This window comes from Paraburkholderia caffeinilytica, assembly GCF_046030355.1.
Classification (GTDB): Bacteria; Pseudomonadota; Gammaproteobacteria; order Burkholderiales; family Burkholderiaceae; genus Paraburkholderia; species Paraburkholderia caffeinilytica_B.
In genome coordinates this window covers 515292-538082 of the sequence record NZ_JAQQCQ010000001.1, presented here as the reverse complement: position 1 = coordinate 538082, position 22791 = coordinate 515292, and the positions used below count along the sequence as shown (strand labels likewise).

Annotated in this window: 19 protein-coding genes; 12 read left to right on the top strand and 7 right to left on the bottom strand. The window is 60.9% G+C overall.

Going from position 1 to position 22791, the window contains the following annotated elements:
* Positions 1-165: 165 nt before the first annotated feature.
* Together PQQ95_RS02385 and PQQ95_RS02380 are read right to left on the bottom strand one after the other, a co-directional pair.
* Complete coding sequence (locus PQQ95_RS02385) at positions 166-1434, bottom strand: SGNH/GDSL hydrolase family protein (protein WP_408434509.1); 1269 nt, start codon at positions 1432-1434, stop codon at positions 166-168.
* A gap of 332 nt (positions 1435-1766) precedes the next feature.
* The gene (locus PQQ95_RS02380) at positions 1767-3392 is read right to left on the bottom strand and encodes an NAD(P)/FAD-dependent oxidoreductase (protein ID WP_408434506.1); all 1626 of its coding nucleotides are present in this window, start codon (positions 3390-3392) and stop codon (positions 1767-1769) included.
* Positions 3393-3609: 217 nt separating this feature from the next.
* Between PQQ95_RS02380 and paaA the strand changes: the two genes are divergently transcribed.
* The 8 genes from paaA (at position 3610) to PQQ95_RS02340 (ending at position 9977) form a co-directional block, all read left to right on the top strand.
* A complete protein-coding gene (gene paaA / locus PQQ95_RS02375; protein ID WP_408434503.1) occupies positions 3610-4608 on the top strand; it encodes a 1,2-phenylacetyl-CoA epoxidase subunit PaaA in 999 nt (332 codons plus the stop codon).
* A 94-nt stretch (positions 4609-4702) separates the two neighbouring features.
* Complete coding sequence (gene paaB, locus PQQ95_RS02370; protein WP_007179854.1) at positions 4703-4987, top strand: 1,2-phenylacetyl-CoA epoxidase subunit PaaB; 285 nt, start codon at positions 4703-4705, stop codon at positions 4985-4987.
* 8 nt (positions 4988-4995) lie between these two features.
* Positions 4996-5799 carry a 1,2-phenylacetyl-CoA epoxidase subunit PaaC gene (paaC, locus tag PQQ95_RS02365; protein ID WP_408434500.1) on the top strand — a complete coding sequence of 268 codons (804 nt, stop codon included), beginning with the start codon at positions 4996-4998 and terminating at the stop codon, positions 5797-5799.
* Between the two features lie 43 nt (positions 5800-5842).
* The gene (paaD, locus tag PQQ95_RS02360; RefSeq protein WP_408434497.1) at positions 5843-6385 is read left to right on the top strand and encodes a 1,2-phenylacetyl-CoA epoxidase subunit PaaD; all 543 of its coding nucleotides are present in this window, start codon (positions 5843-5845) and stop codon (positions 6383-6385) included.
* Between the two features lies 1 nt (position 6386).
* Positions 6387-7475 carry a 1,2-phenylacetyl-CoA epoxidase subunit PaaE gene (paaE, locus tag PQQ95_RS02355; protein WP_408434494.1) on the top strand — a complete coding sequence of 363 codons (1089 nt, stop codon included), beginning with the start codon at positions 6387-6389 and terminating at the stop codon, positions 7473-7475.
* Between the two features lie 154 nt (positions 7476-7629).
* The gene (locus tag PQQ95_RS02350) at positions 7630-8442 is read left to right on the top strand and encodes a DUF1835 domain-containing protein (protein ID WP_408434492.1); all 813 of its coding nucleotides are present in this window, start codon (positions 7630-7632) and stop codon (positions 8440-8442) included.
* 14 nt (positions 8443-8456) lie between these two features.
* Positions 8457-9065 (top strand): TetR/AcrR family transcriptional regulator, encoded by a 609-nt coding sequence (locus tag PQQ95_RS02345; RefSeq protein WP_408434489.1) that lies wholly within the window; start codon positions 8457-8459, stop codon positions 9063-9065.
* A gap of 243 nt (positions 9066-9308) precedes the next feature.
* Positions 9309-9977, top strand: coding sequence for a GNAT family N-acetyltransferase (locus PQQ95_RS02340; RefSeq protein ID WP_408434486.1), 669 nt, complete (start codon positions 9309-9311; stop codon positions 9975-9977).
* An 81-nt stretch (positions 9978-10058) separates the two neighbouring features.
* Here the strand turns inward: PQQ95_RS02340 and PQQ95_RS02335 are convergent, their stop codons facing one another.
* Entirely contained in the window at positions 10059-10556 is a 498-nt protein-coding gene (locus tag PQQ95_RS02335) for an Lrp/AsnC family transcriptional regulator (protein ID WP_408434483.1), read from the bottom strand.
* A gap of 257 nt (positions 10557-10813) precedes the next feature.
* Between PQQ95_RS02335 and hppD the strand changes: the two genes are divergently transcribed.
* Entirely contained in the window at positions 10814-11911 is a 1098-nt protein-coding gene (hppD, locus tag PQQ95_RS02330) for a 4-hydroxyphenylpyruvate dioxygenase (RefSeq protein WP_408434481.1), read from the top strand.
* 143 nt (positions 11912-12054) lie between these two features.
* Here hppD and PQQ95_RS02325 read toward each other — a convergent pair whose 3' ends face one another.
* Entirely contained in the window at positions 12055-12261 is a 207-nt protein-coding gene (locus tag PQQ95_RS02325; protein ID WP_408434478.1) for a hypothetical protein, read from the bottom strand.
* 347 nt (positions 12262-12608) lie between these two features.
* Here PQQ95_RS02325 and PQQ95_RS02320 point away from each other — a divergent pair, with 347 nt between their 5' ends.
* Positions 12609-16208, top strand: coding sequence for an indolepyruvate ferredoxin oxidoreductase family protein (locus PQQ95_RS02320; protein ID WP_408434475.1), 3600 nt, complete (start codon positions 12609-12611; stop codon positions 16206-16208).
* A 33-nt stretch (positions 16209-16241) separates the two neighbouring features.
* Positions 16242-16634, top strand: coding sequence for a hypothetical protein (locus tag PQQ95_RS02315; RefSeq protein ID WP_408434472.1), 393 nt, complete (start codon positions 16242-16244; stop codon positions 16632-16634).
* Positions 16635-16884: 250 nt separating this feature from the next.
* Here the strand turns inward: PQQ95_RS02315 and PQQ95_RS02310 are convergent, their stop codons facing one another.
* Both PQQ95_RS02310 and PQQ95_RS02305 read right to left on the bottom strand, forming a co-directional pair.
* Positions 16885-19167, bottom strand: a complete 2283-nt coding sequence (locus PQQ95_RS02310) for an NADP-dependent malic enzyme (protein WP_408434469.1) — start codon at positions 19165-19167, stop codon at positions 16885-16887.
* A gap of 336 nt (positions 19168-19503) precedes the next feature.
* Positions 19504-20736, bottom strand: a complete 1233-nt coding sequence (locus tag PQQ95_RS02305; RefSeq protein ID WP_408434466.1) for an MFS transporter — start codon at positions 20734-20736, stop codon at positions 19504-19506.
* A 400-nt stretch (positions 20737-21136) separates the two neighbouring features.
* On the opposite strand from PQQ95_RS02305, the gene PQQ95_RS02300 reads away from it, so the two are divergent.
* The gene (locus tag PQQ95_RS02300) at positions 21137-21823 is read left to right on the top strand and encodes an orotate phosphoribosyltransferase (RefSeq protein ID WP_074281967.1); all 687 of its coding nucleotides are present in this window, start codon (positions 21137-21139) and stop codon (positions 21821-21823) included.
* A 102-nt stretch (positions 21824-21925) separates the two neighbouring features.
* On the opposite strand, the gene PQQ95_RS02295 is transcribed toward PQQ95_RS02300, so the two are convergent.
* On the bottom strand, positions 21926-22615 hold the full coding sequence (locus PQQ95_RS02295) for a response regulator (protein WP_408434463.1): 690 nt from the start codon (positions 22613-22615) through the stop codon (positions 21926-21928).
* Positions 22616-22791 lie beyond the last annotated feature (176 nt).

Below are 22791 nucleotides of genomic sequence, written 5' to 3'. Positions count from 1 at the left end.
GCTCTTTTTCGTTTCGTCAACAACATTTTTTCGCTTTCGCTTAAAACCTTGTTGACGCTACGGCCGCTGGTTTCTGCCGCGGCCCCCGTTCGCAAACGAGGAGGCGAACTATAGGTGAACATCAGCCATGTGACAAGGGTTTGACGAAAATCTTTTTTGGGCGGCTCACTTTCGGGTCGAATTCACCAAAGCAACCATCGGAATCGCTTCGGCCATTGCGGTGTATCCAGCGTCGCTGGGATGGATATGGTCGCCACTGTCAAAAGCGCGCTGCAGACGATTCGGTTGCGCCGGGTCGCGTAGCGCGGCGTCGAAATCGACCACGCCGTCGAAAGCGTGGCTGGTTCGAATCCATTGGTTGACCGAAAGCCGGATAGTTTCCCGCGGCGCCGGCAGCGATGCCGGGGTCAACGTTGCGCCGAATACCTTCACGCCGCGGCGCCGCGCGTCCGCAATCACACGCTGGTAGCCGGCAATCAGGTCGGCGGCTGTCACCGAGGTATGCGGGAAGTCGCAGTCGAGGCCGCTACGAGCCGGCATCTCCGCGAAGTTGATGTCATTGATTCCGATCAGCAAAATCGCCGTCTTGACGCCGGAACGCTCCAGCACGTCCCTGTCGAAACGCCGGACAAGCGCGTCGCCGTAGCAGGGCGAATCATTCAGCAAGCGATTGCCGCTGATACCAAGATTGACGATCGCGGTCGAATGGTCGCCGGTACTGGCGAATCGCCGAGCCAGCGCGTCCGGCCAGCGCCGGTTCTGATTCAGACTCGAGCGCATGCCATCGGTGATCGAATCGCCGATTGCGGCAATGGCGGCAGATGACGGCGCATCCACCGACAAGCCCGTCACCCACACATATTGCGTGAACCGGCCACGAAACGAATCAGCGGAAGCATCGGCAGTGTGATTACCCGGTGCGGAAACGTAATTCAGCTGATTCGAGACGCGATGCCACGCCACGATCCGCTGTTCCGGCCCCGCGAATGCACTGATCGCATAAGGCGCGCCTTCGGTGATGTCGATAGCAACCGGATCGCTGTCCAATTCCGCGCCCGCCGGTACGCTCACCGAGTTCTTGCCGCCAAACGTCACGCGCGCCTCGCTATTGCCCAGCACTGCCGCGCCGCCGGCTGAGCGAGCGATACGCAGATCCTCGATGACGAGCGCCGTCTTGCCGTACTCGTTGCTGAGATGAACGCGCGCGGTTTGACCGGACAGCGTCGGATAGACAATCTGGCGAACCGTTCGCCCTGCCACGTCAGGGGCGCGATATAACGGCGGCAAATCCGCCCGTTGGGGGATCGGCTGCAACGCCGTCGCCCATGCGGTAACCCAGTGTGCCGGGACGTCGGCGGCAAAAACAGTCGAGGAAACGGCAAATTGGCAAAGCAGCGCCGCGCCACATGCGGCAGCCAGGGTGCGAATGGTCATTCGGGTGGTCAGTTCCAAGCGAAACCTGCATTGTGCCCGATCGCCATGGCCATCGCGGCTGACCGCGCGAACGTTATCGCTCGATCACCCGCGCCCAATCTCAGACCTGCAGTATCGAACGTGCTGCTGCGAGTGTGCTGTAAGGGTGCCAGGCGAGTCGCGCGAGGCCTGACACATTCGACTCGCCAGGCAGTAGCGAGAGGGGAGCGCTCGCCTAAGACACTAGACGCGGCGCCGGAGAAGCTGCCATCGGCATGAGGATGCATAGCTCCCCGTCTATATCAGGCCATCTGCGCCACAGCCATTCGGTGCGAGCGCAGACGCGCTATTCATCAGGCCGCCGCCGACGTCCCGACCATCTTCAACGCAAGCGCCTCGGCCACTTCAATCCCGTCGATCGCCGCCGAATAGATCCCGCCCGCATACCCCGCGCCCTCGCCCGCCGGATACAAGCCTTCAACATTCATGCTCTGATAATCCTCGCGGCGCCGAACGCGAATCGGTGACGACGTGCGCGTCTCGACGCCCGTCAACACCGCGTCATGCATGGCAAAACCGGCAATCTTCTTATCCATCTGCGGCAACGCTTCACGGATCGCTTCGATCACATAATCCGGCAGGGCTGTGCTGAGATCGGTCGGATGCACGCCGGGTTTGTAGGACGGCACCACCGAACCCAGCGACGTAGACGGCCGCCCGGCGATAAAGTCGCCGACCAACTGGCCCGGCGCCATATAGTTGCCACCACCCAGTTCGAACGCCCGCTCTTCCCATTTACGCTGGAAGGCGATGCCGGCGAGCGGGCCGCCCGGGTAATCCTCCGGCGTGATACCGACGACAATCCCCGCGTTGGCATTGCGCTCGGCCCGTGAGTACTGGCTCATGCCGTTGGTCACAACGCGGCCCGGCTCGGAAGTCGCCGCGACCACCGTGCCGCCTGGACACATACAGAAGCTATAAACCGCGCGCCCATTGCTGCAGTGGTGCACGACCTTATAGTCGGCGGCGCCCAGCTGCTTGTGGCCGGCGAACTTGCCGAAACGGCTGCGATCGATCAACCCTTGCGGATGTTCGATCCGGAACCCGAGCGAGAAAGGCTTCGCTTCGATATAGACGCCGCGGTCACTCAGCATCTGGAAGGTATCGCGCGCGCTATGGCCAACCGCCAGCACGACGTGATCGCAGCGCAAATGCTCGCCCGTGGACAGCTTGAGCCCGCGCACCTTGCCCTGATCGATTTCGATATCGTCGACCCGCGTCTCGAAACGCACCTCGCCGCCCAACTCGTGAATGGTCGCGCGCATCTTTTCGACCATGCTGACGAGGCGGAACGTGCCGATATGAGGCCGGCTCAGATAAAGAATGTCCTCCGGCGCACCCGCGCGGACGAATTCATCGAGCACCTTGCGACCGTAGTGCTTCGGATCCTTGATCTGACTGTAAAGCTTGCCGTCCGAAAACGTGCCCGCGCCGCCTTCGCCGAATTGCACGTTCGATTCAGGATTGAGCACTGACTTACGCCACAGGCCAAAAGTATCCTTGGTGCGCTCGCGCACGGCCTTGCCGCGCTCGAGAATGATCGGACGAAAGCCCATCTGGGCGAGGATCAGCCCGGCAAACAGGCCGCACGGCCCCATGCCGATTACGACCGGGCGTGGAGAAGTCATCTGGGCCGGGGCTTTGGCGACAAAACGGTATGTCATGTCCGGCGTCACGCCGCAGTGCGGCACGCTGGCGAGCCGCTTGAGCGCGGCCGCTTCATCCTTCACCTCGACGTCGACGATGTAGGTGAGCTTGATGTCGGCGCGCTTGCGCGCGTCGTGCGCGCGGCGGAACACCGTGTATCGGACGAGCCCGTCCTCGCCCACGCCGAGTTCGGCGAGGCGCGCGCGGACAGCGGCTTCGAGAACGCTCTCGGGGTGATCGAGCGGGAGTTTGATTTCGCTTAGACGTAACATGAGTACCGGGGGGATGCATGAAGGCCGCAAATCGCGGCCAATTCGCAATTTTATAGGTTAAGTGTCGGCGCGGGGCAGCGGCGCTTGCGAAACGCCTCGGCGGCGAACTCAACGTCTCCCTATCGGCAAGAACCGTTCGTCTCAAAAAATTTATTAACCGACCGGTCGGTTGGTTTATACTCCCCACACACAGACAACTTCCGCTGAGAGCGTCCCCATGTACACGCAATCCCTGGATATCCCCGGTAACGTCGCCCCGCTCGACGCGGCAGCGGGTTCGCCCGAGCAGGCGCAATTCGACGCGGTCATGGCCGCAGACGGCAAGATCGAAGCGCAGGACTGGATGCCTGAGGCCTACCGCAAGACGCTGGTCCGGCAAATCTCGCAGCACGCGCATTCTGAAATCGTCGGCATGCTGCCGGAAGGCAACTGGATCTCACGCGCGCCCAGCCTGAAGCGCAAGGCGATTCTGCTCGCCAAAGTGCAAGACGAAGCCGGCCACGGCCTCTATCTATATAGCGCGGTGGAAACGCTCGGCGTGTCGCGCGATCAGTTGATCGCCGCGCTGCATTCGGGCAAAGCCAAATACTCGAGCATCTTCAACTACCCGACGCCCACGTGGGCAGACGTCGGCGTGATCGGCTGGCTGGTAGACGGTGCGGCGATCATGAACCAGATTCCGCTGTGCCGTTGCACTTACGGCCCGTATGCCCGCGCGATGATCCGTATCTGCAAGGAAGAGTCGTTCCATCAACGCCAGGGCTTCGACGCGCTGATGTCGATGATGAGCGGCACCGACGCGCAACGCGAGTTGGTCCAGCAGGCGGTGAACCGCTGGTGGTGGCCGGTGCTGATGATGTTCGGCCCGAGCGACAAAGACTCGATCCACAGCAACCAGTCGTCGAAATGGGGTATCAAGCGCATCTCGAACGACGACCTGCGCCAGAAATTCGTCGACGCCACCGTCGACCAGACCAAGGTACTCGGCGTCACGCTGCCGGATCCGGACCTGAAGTGGAACGAAGCGCGCGGCCATCACGACTACGGCGACATCGACTGGGAAGAATTCTGGCGCGTCGTGAACGGCGACGGCCCGTGCAACCGCGAACGGCTCGCGACCCGCGTGAAAGCGCATGACGACGGCGCCTGGGTGCGCGAAGCCGCGCTCGCTCATGCCGAAAAGCAGCGCCAGCGCGCACAACAGCAAGCTGCCTAACCGCGGCGACAAGCCAGGAAGAAACAGCAACCACATTTCATGGGATCGGAGTAAGCGCTAAAGCGCAAACTCCGATCGACAAAGGAGATCAGCGATGAACAAGGAATGGCCGATTTGGGAAGTCTTCGTGCGCAGCAAGCAGGGACTCGACCATAAACACTGCGGCAGCCTGCATGCCGCCGACGCGCCAATGGCGCTGCGCATGGCACGCGACGTCTACACGCGCCGCCAGGAAGGCGTAAGCATCTGGGTGGTGCCGTCGTCGGCGATCACGGCGTCTGCGCCGGAAGACAAGGCGGAGTTGTTCGAACCGGCTGGCGACAAGATTTACCGCCACCCGACGTTCTATACGCTCCCCGACGAAGTCAACCACATGTAAGCGCGGCCATGACCATCACGCCCCAACATCTGCAGTACGTGCTGCGCCTCGCCGACACCGCGCTGATCCTCGGTCAGCGCAATGCCGAGTGGTGCGGTCACGGCCCGATCCTCGAAGAGGACATCGCGCTGTCGAACATGAGTCTGGACCTGATCGGTCAGGCGCGCCTGCTGTACACGCACGCCGCCTCGCTGGAACAGCAACTCACCGGCAAAAGCCGCACGGAAGACGACTACGCTTACTTCCGTGCCGAGCGCGAATTCGCCAATTACACGCTGGCCGAGTTACCGCATTACGGCCCGCTCGCCGGTACCGCACAAGCCGAGAAGGACTACGCGGTCACGATCGCGCGCAATTTCCTGTACTCGACGCTGATGGCACATCTGTGGACTGCCCTCACTACGTCGACGGATGAACAGCTTGCGGCGATCGCCTCGAAGTCGATCAAGGAAACCAGCTATCACGTGCACCATGCAAGCGAATGGCTGATCCGTTTCGGCGACGGCACGGACGAGTCGCATCGCCGCGCGCAAGCCGCACTCGACTATCTGCTGCCGTACACGCGCGAGTTTTTCAGTGCGGATGCCGTGGAGGAAGCCATCGCTGCCGCCGGCATCGGGCCGCTGACGTCGGACCTCGAGGCAGTATGGCTCGAAGACGTCCTGGCCACAGTCGACCAAGCCACGCTCAAGCTCCCGGAAGCGGTCAAGCACATCACGACCGGCAAGCATGGCGAGCACTCGGAGCACATGGGCTTCGTGCTGGCCGAAATGCAAAGCCTCGCGCGCCAGCATCCCGGCGCCACCTGGTAAGCACGCGCCCAAGCGCTCAACCGCAACCCGACGGAACTTCACGATGACGACCTCGACTGCCATGTCCACCGCCGACGCCGCGCTCGAACGCGCGTGGGCCGTGCTCGAAACGGTGCCCGATCCGGAAATCCCGGTCGTGTCGATTCGTGAACTCGGCATTCTGCGCGACGTGCGCCGCGCCGCCGATGGCGCGCTCGAAGTCGTCATTACGCCGACCTACTCCGGTTGCCCGGCAATGTCGCAGATTGCCGAAGACGTCGCCCATGCGCTCGATGCGGCTGAGCTGAAGCCGTACCGGATCGCCACGGTTCTGGCGCCCGCCTGGACCACCGACTGGATGACCGCCGACGCGCGCGAAAAATTGCGCGCCTATGGCATCGCGCCGCCCACGGGCAATTGCGGTTCAGCCGTGCCGTCGCAGGAAAAAGTGCTGCGCTTCATGCCGCGCGCGCTGCCGGCGCCGTCGTGCCCCCGTTGCGGCTCAGCGCATACCGAGCGTCTCGCACAATTCGGCTCGACGGCCTGCAAGGCCTTGTACCGCTGCATCGACTGCCGCGAACCCTTCGACTACTTCAAACCATACTGATATGGCTACTCCGCAATTTCATCCGCTGCGTATCCGCGAAGTGCGCCCCGAAACCGCCGACGCGGTCTCCGTCGCCTTCGAAGTCCCTGCCGAATTGCGCGATCACTATCGCTTCACGCAGGGTCAGTTCGTCACGCTGAAAACGCACATTGACGGTGAGGAAACGCGCCGTTCGTATTCGATCTGCGTCGGCGTCACCGATTACGACCGCGACGGCGAACTGCGCATCGGCATCAAGCGCGTGCGCGGCGGCCGTTTCTCGAACTTCGCGTTCGACACGCTGCAACCTGGCCACACCATCGACGTGATGACGCCGGACGGCCGCTTCTTCACCCATCTCAACGCGGACCAGGGCCAGCAGTACATCGCGTTTTCCGGCGGCTCGGGCATCACGCCGGTGCTCGCGATCATCAAGACCACACTGGAAGTCGAGCCGCGCAGCACCTTCACGCTGGTATACGGCAATCGCAGCGTCGATCAGATCATGTTCGCGGAAGAACTCGAAGATCTGAAGAACCGCTTCATGAACCGCTTCGTGCTCTACCACGTGCTGTCCGATGATTTACAGGACGTCGAGCTGTTCAACGGCGTGCTCGACCAGGAGAAGTGCGCCGCCTTCATCGAAAACCTGCTGCCAGCCGATGCCATCGACGAAGCCTTCATCTGCGGCCCCGCCCCGATGATGGACGCTGCCGAGGCCGCGCTGAAAGCCGCCGGCGTGCCTTCCGCAAAAGTGCATGTGGAGCGCTTCGGCTCGCCGCTGCCGCAAGCGGGCGTGCCGCCGGTCGAAATCACCGACGACACACCGGCGGCCGACCTCGAAATCGTCCTCGACGGAAAAAGACGCAAGCTGCGCCTGCCGTATCAGGGCGTGAGCGTGCTCGACGTCGGCTTGCGCGCCGGCCTCGCGCTGCCGTATGCGTGCAAGGGCGGCGTTTGCTGCACCTGTCGCGCGAAGGTGCTCGAAGGCGAGGTGAAGATGGAAAAGAACTACACCCTGGAAGAACACGAAATTCGCGACGGTTTCGTGTTGACCTGCCAATGCCATCCGATCAGCGATCGCGTGGTGGTGAGTTACGACGAGCGTTGAGCCGGACACGGCGGGTGGCCATACGGCGCCCGCAACGCTTTCAGCAGGCCCGCGATGCGCTTACACTAGGGGCCGCTTGCGATCGGACATCTGTCCCGATTGATGAGCGGCCCCTTTTGCTATTTGCGTTTTTTGCCAGCCCAAGCCACTGCCGATGAGCACCATCCACCTCACCAACGGCGATGTTGCCGCCGAATCATTACGCGCCGCGCTAGCCGAGGCGGGCCGCGACGATCGCGTGCACGCACTGCGCGACGATCTGGCGGTCGGTCCGCTGCGCGGCATCGACGACGGCCCCGACGTGCGGGCAGAGTTCTGGGATCGTGTCAGCGCAGACACAAGGCGCGATTTTCTGCGCGAATTCCGCGAGCAGGCGGCAGCGCTGGAGAACGTCGCACGGGGCGACGCAAATCTCGTGGTCTGGCACGGCGACAGTTCGGCCGATCAATTGATGCTGCGCCGCGTGTGCTATCACCTGCGCAACAGCCCGCAACGGCTGAATGAAGTACGTCTGTCGATTCGCGATCTCACCGATCCGGGCGCATGGGCGCACAGCCGCAAAGATCGCGCGACATCGGTCGGCATGTTTGCGCCGGCTGTCCTGCAAGGACGCCTGCAGGACGCGGCACCGATTTCGGTTCTGCGCATCAGCCGGCTCGCGCTCGAATGGCAGGAAGCCAAGCACGCGAACGGCGAAACGCGGCGCTGGCGCGACAACACTTTCACGAGCGGCAGCTTCGCCGATCTGGACGCGCTGATTCTCGAGCACGTTACGGGCGACTGGCAGCCCGCCGCGCGCGTTGCCGCGGAACTGATGACCGCCGAACTGGGGTATCTGGTGAGCGACAGCATCGTGCTGTGGCGCGTCCGCGAACTCGCCGCGACCCGTCGCATCAAGCTGCGTGGCGACGCTAGCGCATGGCGTACGTTGGAACTGTGTGCGGCGCTCGCCCCCTGCCCACATTAATAAAATAGACGACTATGGCCCGCACCCGAGCCCCCGACCACGAAACCCAGCGCGACCAGATTCTCGAACTCGCCGCAGAGAAGTTCGCCCAGACCAGCTACCCGAGCACCTCAATGGCCGATCTCGCCGCCGCGAGCGGCACCTCGAAAGCGCGCCTGTATCACTATTACGCGAGCAAGGAAGCGATTCTGTTCGATCTGCTGGACCGCTACACGAAGCGGCTAATGCTGATCATCGCGGAGGTGGAAGGCGCGAGCCAACGCCGCGGGCTGTCCGAGCGGGACACTTTCGCCGAGCTGATCCGGGCGTTTCTATCCGAGTACGAGACGTCTCACAGCCGGCACGTCGCGCTCCTGAATGATGTGAAGTATCTGGTCGATACCCAGCGCGAAGTCATTCTGAACCGTCAGCGCGATGTCGTCGCGGCATTTGCGCGACAGTTGGCGCGCGCTTATCCGGAACGCGCAACCCGCGAGAACCAGACCGCCCTCACGATGATGGTATTCGGCATGATCAACTGGACGTTCACCTGGCTCAAGCCGGACGGGCGGATGGGCTACCGGGAATTCGCCGAGCAGGTGGTCGATATGGTGGATCACGGGCTGAATTCTGCCGAAGATTGATTGCGCACGGCAGCAATGTTCAGAGGAAAGCATTGCCGCGAGTTGCCTTGGCGCGACACCTTGTCACGAACGCTCGTTCAATTTATTTTTTCTTTAATAATCAATGCCCTGAAAATAGGGCGCTAACTTTCTAGACATTCCCCTCAGTTTTTGATACGGGTTTTCCCTAGTGTCTGGTCGGCATTTCCGCTAAAATCGTTTTTGCGGTGCACCATTCCGCTCGATTAAAAGGAGAACCCGACCATGAACATGATTACACCCCGCGCCGCTGAGCCGATCGTCGCGCACGATCGCCTGTTGCAGTCAGCCGGTCGTGCGCCTGCTCTGGTCCGTGAGCTCACCGCCATCGATCGCGAACGGCTGCTGACCCACTTCCTCTCGCTCGGCGAAGACGACCGCCTTCTGCGCTTCGGCCAGATCGTGCCGGACCACGTCATTGAAAACTACGTGCGCGCGATTGATTTCACGCGCGACACGGTTTTCGGCGTGTTCAATAGTCAGTTGCAACTCACCGGCGTCGGCCATCTGGCGTATCTGCCGGCCGAAGGCGACAAGCGCACCGCCGAATTCGGCGTATCGGTACTGGAAAGCGTCCGCGGGCAAGGTATTGGCTCGAAGCTCTTTGAGCGCGCCGCCATCCGCAGCCGCAATACGCATGTCACCACGCTTTACATGCACTGCCTGTCGCGCAACTCGACCATGATGCACATCGCGAAGAAGGCCGGCATGAAGATCGAATATGCGTACGGTGAAGCCGACGCCTATCTGACGTTGTCGCCGGCGGATCAAACGAGCATCATCGCTGAAATGCTGCAAGAGCAAGCTGCGGTGTTCGACTACGCACTCAAGCGCCAGGCGCGTCAGGCGTCGAAGTTGTTCGAATCGTTCTTGCCAACCGCTGAGGCCGCTTAACCGGTCCAGGTTTTGACAACAAAAAGGGCAGCCACGGGGCTGCCCTTTTTGTTTGTCTGCCGCCCAACCGCGACCCGGCGCTCACAAAATCGGCAGCGCCGTCGTCTCCTTGAACTTCTCGAGCGAAAAACTCGTCTTCACGTCAATGACGGACGGATGATGCAGTAGTTGGTCCTGAACGAAACGTGAAAAGTGCGCCATATCCTCGACCTGCACACGCAGCAGGTAATCCATGTCGCCCGTCATCGCGTGACATGCGACCACTTCCGGCCATGTCTGCACCGCTGCGCGGAACAGGTCGGCATGCGTGGTGTCGCCGCGCGGACTGAGCGCCGGACCGCTGCGCTTTTCCAGCCGTACGTTGACGTAGGCTAGCAGATCGAGTCCCAGCTTTTGCGCATCGAGTAACGCCACATAGCCGCGAATCACCCCGCTCTCTTCCAGCCGGCGGATACGCCGTAGACACGGACTCGGCGACAGGTTGATGCGCTCGGCGATCTCCTGATTCGACAACCTGCCATTCTCCTGAAGGATTGCCAGAATCCGTCTGTCGATGGCGTCTATCTCTACATGAGCCATTTTCTGCCGTCCTTACGAAAAATTGAGCCAGAAAATAGCGCAAGCGTATCGGTGCGCGATTAAGTTCGCAAGTTTTCGTCGTCAGCCGGCCTTTACACTTGCGTCACTCAGTCGCGCTAACTCGCATACCCGCGCCGGCGCTTAGATTTGTATGGGACCGAAGTAAGAGCTTTGCATGGGCCCGAAGTAAGTGCTGAAGCACTAACTCCGGCCGACAGCTAAAGCGCTAACTTCGGTCGACATAGGAGACAGACACAATGCAGGTTTCAACTTGGGAAAACCCGGTCGGCACGGACGGCTTTGAATTCATCGAATACACGGCGCCGGATCCGAAGGCGCTCGGCAAGCTGTTCGAACAGATGGGTTTCACCGCCGTCGCGCGGCATCGTCATAAAGATGTGACGCTGTATCGCCAGGGTGAAATCAACTTCATCGTCAATGGGGAACAGGATTCGTTCGCGCAACGTTTCACCCGCCTGCACGGCCCGTCAATCTGCGCAATCGCGTTTCGTGTCCAAGACGCGGCGAAGGCCTATAAACAAGCCCTGGAAAAAGGCGCCTGGGGCTTCGACAACAAAACCGGCCCGATGGAGCTGAACATCCCGGCAATCAAGGGTATCGGCGACTCGCTGATCTATTTCGTCGACCGTTGGCGCGGCAAGAACGGCGCTGAGCCGGGCAGCATTGGCAATATCGATATTTACGACGTCGACTTCGAGCCGATTCCCGGCGCGAATCCGAATCCGGTCGGCCACGGCCTGACCTACATCGATCACCTGACGCACAACGTCCATCGCGGCCGCATGCAGGAATGGGCGGAGTTCTACGAGCGTCTGTTCAACTTCCGCGAAGTGCGTTACTTCGACATCGAAGGCAAAGTGACCGGCGTGAAATCGAAGGCGATGACCTCGCCATGCGGCAAGATCCGCATTCCGATCAATGAGGAAGGTTCGGACGTGGCTGGTCAGATCCAGGAATATCTGGACCAGTACCACGGCGAAGGCATCCAGCACATCGCGCTGGGCAGCAACGACATCTACCGCACGGTGGACGGTTTGCGCGCGGCGAACATCTCGCTGCTCGATACGATCGATACGTACTATGAGCTGGTCGATCGACGCGTGCCGAACCATGGCGAGCCGCTCGACGAACTGCGTAAGCGCAAGATCCTGATCGACGGCGCTCCCGACGACTTGCTGCTGCAGATCTTCACCGAAAACCAGATCGGACCGATCTTCTTCGAGATCATCCAGCGCAAGGGAAATCAGGGCTTCGGCGAGGGCAACTTCAAAGCGTTGTTCGAATCGATCGAACTGGACCAGATCCGCCGTGGCGTGGTTCAGGACAAGGTCTGATAAGAGCCGCCGTTCGGCGCGGAATCTGAGAGAGATATAAGAAAGGGCGGGGATCTTACGATCCTCGCCCTTTATTGTTTATGCCGCCGTCCGAAGCCCGGACAACGGCCGATTTTCAACCAATGCGCCGTTTCAGCGACGCATCACGAATTCTGGTCTTCCTCGTCGGCCTTCGTGGATCGTGCAATGCGCTCCACCGCAATGCGTGCGGGCGCAACTTGCGCCGTGCTGGTGATCGCGTTCGACAGCGTCCCTGCGCTGCTCGACCCTGAACTCGAGCGCACCGGCGCGCTCATGGCGAAAAATGCGGCCGAAACCATCAGGAAGGTTTGGATATTTCTAGTGTTCATGCGTACTCCTTTTCTGACTGCCCTGCTGTCCTGAAGCTCCGCAGAATGCAGAGCGTTGGCAGACATTGCTCGCAGGTGGGGTATTAGACAGACATTTCAACTGCGGTTCCGCAGATTTGTAGTTTTTACAGCTTGTTACAGGGGCGTTCCACCGCGTGAATTCACCCGACGCGGGCAGCGTACCTCACGCTGCACCGCCGCATTTTTGGCGTGCTGCGGCGGGTTTTCACCAGTGCTACCATCACTTAAAACACGTCAATATGACGGCCCCGGCCCCAAGCATTCACAAGATGTCGCGGCCCAAAGAAAGTTTTGGTGATCCCAAACTGGTTGGAGGAATACACATAATGAATGCCCCGCTAGACGCAGGTCAGCGAGCCTCGCTCGAAGCCGCGCTATCTTCCGTCACGCTCGACGACAAATACACCCTCGAACGCGGCCGCGCGTACATGAGCGGCATCCAGGCGCTGGTCCGTCTGCCGATGCTGCAGCAGGAACGCGACCGGGCCGCCGGGCTCAATACCGCTGGCTTCATTTCCGGCTACCGCGGATCGCCACTCGGCGGACTCGACCAATCCTTGTGGAAAGCGAAGCAGCATCTCGCCGCGCACCAGGTCGTGTTCCAGCCCGGCGTCAACGAAGACCTCGCAGCAACCTCCGTGTGGGGTTCACAGCAGGTCAATCTGTACCCGAGCGCCAAATACGATGGCGTGTTCTCGATGTGGTACGGCAAGGGCCCTGGCGTCGACCGTTCCGGTGACGTCTTCAAGCACGGCAATTCGGCCGGCTCGGCGCAACATGGCGGCGTTCTCGTACTCGCCGGCGACGACCACGCCGCCAAATCCTCGACACTCGCGCACCAGTCGGAACACATCTTCAAGGCGTGTGGCCTGCCGGTGCTGTTCCCATCGAACGTGCAGGAATATCTGGATTTCGGCCTGCACGGCTGGGCGATGAGCCGCTATTCCGGCCTGTGGGTCGCGATGAAGTGCGTGACCGACGTGGTCGAATCGTCGGCTTCGGTCGATATCGATCCGCACCGCACGAAAATCATTCTGCCGGACGACTTCGCGATGCCCGAAGGCGGCCTGAATATCCGCTGGCCGGATCCGCCGCTGGTACAGGAAGCGCGTCTGCTCGACTACAAGTGGTACGCAGCACTCGCCTACGTGCGCGCGAACAAACTGGACCGCGTCGAGATCGATTCGCCGCATGCCCGCTTCGGCATCATGACCGGCGGTAAGGCATACCTCGATGTGCGTCAGGCGCTGACCGATCTCGGTCTCGACGACGAAACCTGTTCACGCATCGGTATCCGTCTGTATAAGGTCGGCTGCGTATGGCCGCTCGAGGCGCAAGGTGCGCAAGCCTTCGCACGCGGTCTCGATGAAATTCTGGTGGTGGAAGAAAAGCGCCAGATTCTTGAATACGCGATCAAGGAAGAACTGTACAACTGGCCCGATGCGCAGCGTCCACGCGTGTTCGGCAAGTTCGATGAGAAAGACGGCGCGGGTGGAGAATGGTCGGTGCCGATGGGCAACTGGCTGCTGCCGGCGCATTACGAACTCTCGCCCGCGATCATCGCCAAGGCGATTGCCACACGGCTCGACAAGTTCGATCTGCCGTCCGATGTGCGTGCGCGCATTGCAACGCGCATCGCCGTGATCGAAGCCAAGGAAAAGGCCTTGGCGCGCCCGCGCGTCGAAGCCGAGCGCAAGCCGTGGTTCTGTTCAGGCTGCCCGCACAACACGTCGACGAACGTGCCGGAAGGTTCGCGTGCGATGGCCGGCATCGGCTGCCACTACATGACGGTGTGGATGGATCGCAGCACCAGCACCTTCAGCCAGATGGGCGGCGAAGGCGTCGCGTGGATCGGCCAGGCGCCGTTCACCAACGACAAGCACGTGTTCGCCAACCTCGGCGACGGCACCTATTTCCACTCCGGCCTGCTCGCGATTCGCGCGGCGATCGCGTCGAAGGCGAACATTACCTACAAGATTCTCTATAACGACGCGGTCGCGATGACGGGCGGCCAACCCGTTGACGGCGTGCTGACGGTGCCGCAGATTACGCACCAACTCGCCGCCGAAGGCGCGACGAAGATCGTGATCGTCACCGATGAGCCGGAGAAGTATTCCGCGAACGTCGGTCTCGCGCCCGGCATCGACATTCACCATCGCGACAAGCTCGATGAAGTTCAGCGTCAGCTTCGCGAGATTTCCGGCACCACGATCCTGATCTACGACCAGACCTGTGCGACCGAGAAACGTCGTCGCAGGAAACGCGGCACGTATCCGGATCCGGCGCGCCGTGTCGTGATCAACGAAGCGGTGTGCGAAGGCTGCGGCGATTGCTCGGTAAAGTCGAATTGCCTGTCTGTCGAGCCGCTCGATACTGAGTACGGCACCAAGCGCCAGATCAATCAGTCGACCTGCAACAAGGACTTCTCGTGCGTGAACGGGTTCTGCCCGAGCTTCGTATCCGTCGAAGGCGGGCAGTTGCGCAAGCCGAAGGCGGCTTCGGGCGTCGTCGGTGACGCGATGCCACCGGTGCCGGAGCCCGAACTACCGTCCATCGCGCGCCCATACGGGGTGCTCGTGACGGGCGTCGGCGGCACGGGTGTCGTGACGATCGGCGCCTTGCTCGGCATGGCCGCACATCTGGAAAACAAGGGCGTCACGGTACTCGACGTCACCGGCCTCGCGCAAAAGGGCGGCGCCGTGATGAGTCACGTGCAGATCGCCCAGAACCCGGCCGACATCCACGCGACCCGCATCGCAATGGGCGAAGCCAGTCTCGTGATCGGCTGCGACGCGATCGTCACCGCCAGCGACGAATGTGTCTCGCGGATGCAGGTGGGCCGTACCCGTGTCGTGCTCAACAGCGCGCACACGCCGACGGCCGAACTCATCAAGAACCCGAACTGGCGCTTCCCGGGCAGCAGTACCGAAGCGGACGTGCGTGCCGGTGCGGGTGACGACGGCGTCGACATGGTCGATGCCAATCACTTCGCCGTCGCGCTGCTTGGCGATGCGATCTACACGAATCCGTTCGTGCTCGGCTACGCATGGCAACGCGGCTGGGTGCCGCTGACGTATCAATCGCTGATGCGCGCGATCGAGCTGAACAACGTGCAGATCGAGAAGAACCGCGCGGCATTCGAATGGGGCCGCCGCGCCGCGCACGATCTGGCTGCCGTGCGCAAGCTGGCGCAGTCGCAAGGACGTGGTGCCGCAGCGGAAACGGCGAGCAGCAAGATCATCTCGCTGCACACGCCGAAGGCGCTCGACACGCTGATCGACAAGCGTGCCGACTATCTCTCGGCATGGCAAAACGCCGCGTATGCCGACCGTTATCGTGCTTTGGTGTCGCAAGTGCGCGTGGCGGAATCGGCGCTCGATTCGATCGACGGCCAGTTGCCGTTGACCGAAGCCGTCGCGAAGAACCTGCACAAGCTGATGGCCTACAAGGACGAGTACGAAGTCGCACGGCTCTACAGTGACCCTGCATTCATCGAAAAACTGAAGGCGAATTTCGAAGGCGACTGGAAACTGCACATTCACCTCGCGCCACCCACGTTTTCGAAGAAAGACGCACACGGTCACCTGGTGAAGAAGAAGTACGGACCTTGGGTGTTCAGCGCCATGCATGTGCTCGCAAAACTCAAGTTCCTGCGCGGGACCGCGTTCGACGTGTTCGGCAAGACGGAGGAGCGCCGTACGGAGCGTGCGCTGATCGTCGAGTACGAGGCGTTGGTGCGCGAGCTGATCGGCGGCCTGACCGCACAAAAGCGTGAGCTAGCGGTCGAGCTGGCGAATCTGCCGGACGGCATCCGCGGCTATGGACACGTGAAGGAAAATAATCTGAAGGGCGTGCGGATCAAGTGGAACGATTTGCTGACGCGCTGGCGTTCACCGGAAACGGGGAAAACACAACACGCGGCGTGATCTTGCCGGTTTGACCGGCTGACATTGTCTGAAATGGAAAAGGCGGCTGTCCTCACGGACAGTCGCCTTTTTTTGCCTGTTTCGCCACGTGATGCGTGTGTACAAGAACAAGCGGTACTGCTCCTTCCAACAACACAACAACAACCAATCAAAAACAAACAACTACCAGACAGCTACTGCTACTACGAACTTTTACTGCAACTACCAACTACTGCTACTGCTACTGCTACTGCTACTGCTACTGCTACTGCTACTGCTACTGCTACTGCTACTGCTACTGCTACTGCCAACTACAACAACACACACTTACTGCCAGTACTGCAACCCATTGGTACTACTGCCTTCACCATCAAAACTACTGTTACTGCCACTACAAACTTCCCAACACAAGAAGAAGCGCAACGCCTGCCGCGATGCAAGGATTGACCAGCCGACTGTTCCGTTGCCATCGCGATGTGTTGCGCTTCAGAAGTAACTTTATAAAAGTGTCACAGCGAATCGAATAGGAGCACTCTTAAAACCCACTTAGTCAGATAAGAATTTCTCAGACCAACGACCACTAAAGCAAGAACGCGCGCGCATAAAAAAACGCCACGGAATCAACTTCCGTGGCGTTCTCCTGGTTTTCCAGCGAGCGCCTCAATACGACGCTGCTTCAACCATCAACCTATCCGCCTTACTCCGCGCTCACCCGCTTGCGTGCGTTTGCCGAAGCCACCGCCGTCATGTTGATGATCCGGCGCACGGTCGCAGCCGGCGTCAGGATGTGCACCGGTTTCTCAGCGCCCAGCAGGAACGGACCCACCGTCACGCCTTCGCCACCGATCATCTTCAACAGGTTGTAGGTGATGTTCGCCGCTTCCACGTTCGGCATGATCAGCAGGTTCGCTTCACCGGTCAGCGTCGTGCCCGGGAATGCAGCCTTGCGGACCGCTTCCGACAACGCCGCGTCGCCATGCATTTCGCCATCGATCTCGAGCGAAGGCGCACGTTCAGCGATCAGCTTGCGAGCCGCCGCCATACGTTGCGACGACGAAGACGGCGCGCTACCGAAGTTCGAATTCGACAGCAATGCAACCTTCGGCGTGATACCGAACTTTTCGATTTCACGCGAAGCCAGCATCGTCATATCGGCGAGCTGTTCGGCGGTCGGCGTTTCGTTCACGTACGTATCGCAGATGAACAGATTGCGGCCCGGCAACATCAGCAGGTTCATTGCAGCGAAGTTCTGCACGTTGTCCGCCTTGCCCAGCACCTGCTCGATGAACTTCAGATGCGTGTGGTACTGGCCGATCATCCCGCAGATCATGCCGTCGGCTTCGCCAAGGCGCACGAGGATCGCGCCGATCAGCGTGTTGAACTTGCGCATCGCGGCCTTCGCGACGTCCGGCGTCACGCCTTCGCGCGCGCCGAGTTCGTGGTAGGCCTGCCAGCATTGCTGATAGCGCGGATCGTCTTCCGGATCGACGACTTCGAAATCTTCGCCGCACTTCAGCTTCGAGCCCATCTTCTTCAGACGCATCTCGATCACCGACGGACGCCCAACCAGAATCGGCTTGGCGATCTTTTCCAGCAGCACGAATTGCGCGGCACGCAGCACGCGCTCGTCTTCACCTTCAGCGAACACGATGCGCGCCGGTTCCGACTTCGCCGCAGCGAACACCGGACGCATCACCATGCCGGTGCGGTACACGGTGGTGCCGAGTTCTTCGCGGTACGCGTCCATGTCCTTGATTGGACGGGTCGCGACGCCCGAGTCCATCGCGGCTTGCGCGACAGCCGGCGCGATCTTGATGATCAGGCGCGGATCGAACGGCTTCGGAATCAGGTATTCCGGACCGAATTCGAGCGAGTGGCCTTCGTACGCCTTGGCGACTTCGTCGCCCTGATCGGTTTCCTCTGCCAGCTCCGCAATCGCGCGCACGCACGCGAGCTTCATTTCTTCCGTGATAGTGGTCGCACCGACATCCAGCGCACCGCGGAAGATGAACGGGAAGCACAGCACGTTGTTGACCTGGTTCGGGTAGTCCGAACGGCCTGTTGCGATGATGCAGTCCGGGCGCACTTTCTTCGCTTCTTCCGGGCGGATTTCCGGTTCCGGATTCGCCAGCGCCAGAATCAGCGGCTGGGTGCCCATTTCGGCGACCATTTCCGGCTTCAGCACACCGGCGCTCGAGCAGCCGAGGAACACGTCGGCGCCGCGAATCGCGTCAGCCAGCGTGCGCGCTTCGGTGTTCGCCGCGTAACGTTCCTTCGACGGATCCAGATTGCCGCGGCCTTCATAGATCACGCCCTTCGAGTCCGTGACCAGCACGTTCTTTTTCGACAGGCCCAGATTCACCAGCAGATCCAGACACGCGATTGCCGCAGCGCCCGCGCCCGAACACACCAGCTTCACTTCGTCGAGCTTCTTGCCGACCACTTTCAAGCCGTTCAGGATCGCCGCCGAAGCGATGATCGCGGTGCCGTGCTGATCGTCGTGAAAGACCGGAATCTTCATGCGCTCGCGCAGCTTCTTCTCGATGTAGAAGCATTCCGGCGCCTTGATGTCTTCCAGGTTGATGCCGCCCAGCGTGGGCTCGAGCATCGCAATCGCTTCAACCAGCTTGTCCGGGTCGGATTCGCTCAGTTCGATGTCGAACACGTCAATGCCGGCAAACTTCTTGAACAGGCAACCCTTGCCTTCCATCACCGGCTTCGCGGCGAGCGGGCCGATATTGCCGAGACCGAGCACGGCCGTGCCGTTCGTGATCACGCCGACGAGGTTGCTACGCGAGGTGTACTTCTGCGCGTCGAGCGGGTCTTCGTAGATCGCCATGCAGGCTGCGGCCACGCCCGGGGAATACGCGAGCGACAGGTCGAGCTGGTTCGACAATGGCTTGGTGGGCGTGACCGAAATCTTGCCGGGCTTCGGAAACTGATGGTATGCGAGAGCGCTTTGCTTAAGTTGTTCGTCCATTTTTTAGCCTGCGAGACGTAAGTAATTGGGCCCGGCACACTGCACCGTTGGCGTCGCGTACGTCTATCGAATGGATAATCGACTGCGGCGGTTTTCGCATGCGCCGGTTGGGCGCGGCGTCGAACCTCAGCGGAGAGCAACACGGTGCGGAGTGCTACGCGGGTCGGTTAGTGTACACCCCGAACGTGTCGATGCACTGAGTGGTTAACATGGCTCGCCACCGGCGAAACACTGCCCCAGCAATGCTGCAGCGCCGCATCCGGCGGTCATCTGGCGGTTAGCCGTGCGTACCGCGGGCCCAGCTCGAGCATGGGTCAGGCGCGAGTCATGCGCATGTCATTCGAGCTCGGCGCCGCGTCGTTCGGGGATCAGAACGAGTGTCGCGAAGACGTCGAGCAGATAGATCGACGCCAGCAAAGCAAGCGCGGCGCCGAACGAATAGCGTGCAGCCAATGCGCCCACGACCACCGGTCCGAAGCCGCCGACCGCACGGCCGACATTGAACAGCACGTTCTGCGCGGTGGCGCGCGCATCGGTCGGATAAAGCTCGGAGATCAGCGCGCCATAGCCGCCGATCATCCCGTTGACGAACACGCCCATCGCCGCGCCGCCGATCAGCAGCGCCATCGGTGTTGTCAGATGGGCGTAGACGAACACCATCACCACCGCGCCGATCTGGTAGAACAGGAACGTCGGCTTGCGGCCGAAACGGTCGGCGGCCATGCCGAACAGCCAGATGCCCCACGCCATGCCGAGCACCGTCGCGGCGGTCCACACACCGGATTTGGTCAGCGAGTAGCCGAACGTCTTCGACAAATAACTGGGAAGCCAGATCATCAAGCCGTAATAGCCGAAGTTCTGTACTGAACAGAGAATTGCAACGCCGATGCTGGCGCGTGCGGTGCGTCCATCGGCCACCAGCAATCTGAACGGCAACTTGCGCATTCCACGTGCGACACGCGCGGTAAACAGCGCCGGCTCCTCCACTCGGCGCCGCACGAAAAACGACACCACGGCAGGCAGCAATCCAAGCGCGAACATCCCGCGCCAGCCGATCACCGGCAGCAGCAACGGCGTCAGCAACGCGGCCGCCAGCACCCCGAGCTGCCATCCCAACCCAACATAAGAGGACACGCGCGCCCGCTGCGACGCCGGCCACGCCTCGGCCACCAGTGTCATGCCGATGCCGAACTCGCCGCCGAGACCAATCCCTGCAATCGTCCGATAAGCCAGTAGATCGGTATAACCCTGCGCGAGCGCGCACAGTCCGGTGAAGACGGCGAAGATCAAAATCGTCCACGTCAACATCCGCACGCGGCCGAAATAGTCGCTCAACACGCCGAAAATCAGGCCACCCGCTACCGCGCCAATCAGCGTCCACGTAACGAGCGAGCCGGCCTGTGCGGAACTCATATGCAGATCCGCAGCAATCACCGGCAGCATGAAGCCGAGGATCAGCAGATCAAAGCCGTCCATCGCGTAACCGAGCACCGACGCGATCAGCGCCCGGCCGGCATAGCCGCTTCTGGCAGGTTCACGGGTTTCAGTGGCAGAAGAAGCGACAGTCATTGAAAGCATTCCGTAGGACATGGAGACGGCGGCCCTGCAGGACCGCCAGCAAATTCGCGTGAGTGTAAAGGCGCCCCAAGCCACTCACAAGCAAGCCAAAAAGCAGGCGAAAAACCTCCCGTGAAACAGCTGCAAGGCAACCCCGGACGAATCGCGCAAGCGCCGCTCAGCATGGCCGTTATGACCGTCATGCGGTGGCAGCATGCATGACGGCCTCCTCGGGAGGACCCATTTCGGGTAAAATATCCGCCTACGCGCGTAGCAAAAACCGGCCTGCATCCCAGTGACCGGCCACGTATTTGCCTATCAAGGCGCCGCCCATCATGGCGCGGCATACCACGCTTGCTGCGCCACCGGGCCCCGCGCCCGCTTCTCCTCGCTCACACCCAAGGATCCGCCCATGACAGGCTTCGATCGCCAGACGATCTCCGACACGACCGCCAAGATGCTGCTGGAAGTACAAGCAGTGCACTTCAACGCGGAGAAACCGTACATTTTCACGTCCGGCTGGGCGAGCCCGGTTTATATCGACTGCCGCAAGCTGATCTCGTATCCGCGCGTGCGCCGTGGCCTGATGGAAATGGCTGAAGCCACCATCCTGCGCGACGTCGGCTACGAGCAGATCGACGCGGTGGCCGGTGGCGAAACCGCCGGCATCCCGTTCGCGGCATGGCTCTCCGATCGTCTGATGGTGCCGATGCAATACGTGCGCAAGAAGCCGAAGGGTTTCGGCCGTAACGCGCAAATCGAAGGTTTGCTGACCGAAGGTCAACGCGTCCTGCTGGTCGAAGACTTGACCACGGACAGCCGCAGCAAGATCAACTTCATCAACGCGCTACGCACTGCCGGCGCGACGGTGAACCACTGCTTCGTGCTGTTCCACTACAACATCTTCAAGGAAAGCGTGTCGGTACTGAAAGACATCGACGTCGATCTGCACGCGCTTGCCACGTGGTGGGACGTGTTGCGGGTCGCCAAGGCCAACAACTACTTCGACACCAAGACGCTCGACGAAGTGGAAAAATTCCTGCACGCGCCGGCTGAATGGTCTGCGGCACACGGCGGCGCCAACGCAACGCCGCAGTAAGCGCAGCCGCTTGATGCGGATGGCATAAGAAAGGCCGCCTGTCGATGAGACAGGCGGCCTTTTTCGTTGACCTCGTCTGGCAGGACGAAAGTACGTCCGTGGCTAGGGTGCCTTGCCGGTATCGTCGACGGAATGCGACGACAGATTCAGCAAACCGTTGCTCTGCGCGTATTGAAACAACTCTGAATCACGGTCGATTCCGAGCTTGCGCATGGCCGTATTCTTCTGCGTGCTGATCGTCTTGATGCTGCGATTGAGTTGCTCCGCGATCTCCTTGATCGTCATGCCCGACACGAACAGCCGCACCACCTCGAGTTCGCGCCGCGACAACATCACTTCGTCGTTCTTACCACCGGCATTCATGCGCAGCGTATCGAGCGACGCCTTGACCGACGGGCTCATGTATTCCAGGTTGCGACTGACGTGCTGCACCGCCAGCCCGATATGGCTCAGGTCGTCCGACTTATTGACGACCGAGGTCACGCCAAGTTCGCTCAACCGTTTGAGCAACGCGGCGTTTTCCAGCATCGTCAGCACAACGATGGGAAGATCGGGAAAATTGCGGCGCAGATAGCCGATCAACGGCAAACCGTCGCCGTATTGCCCACCTGGCATGGCCAGATCCGTGACGAGCACATCGCACGCAACGGTTTGCAGCAGCTTGACCAGTTCGGTTGACTGTCGTGCGCGCGCGACGACCTGCAGACCAGGAAACTTGAGCAAAGCTTGTTCGGCGCCGAACAGAATCACCGGGTGGTCGTCTGCGACCACGACCCTGACTGGATCTTGCATTGCCCTCCCCTCAACAGATAAACCACTCTCCAAAACTTCTGACATGCCTTTCTATTCTTGGTACTTGAACTGATCGGATACGTCATCTGTATTCGCGCGGATAATTCCTCCGACTATAGCCGATTTCGCGGCTGCCAATCCCGTTGGCGGCAACAATGATCCATCGCAAACTGAAT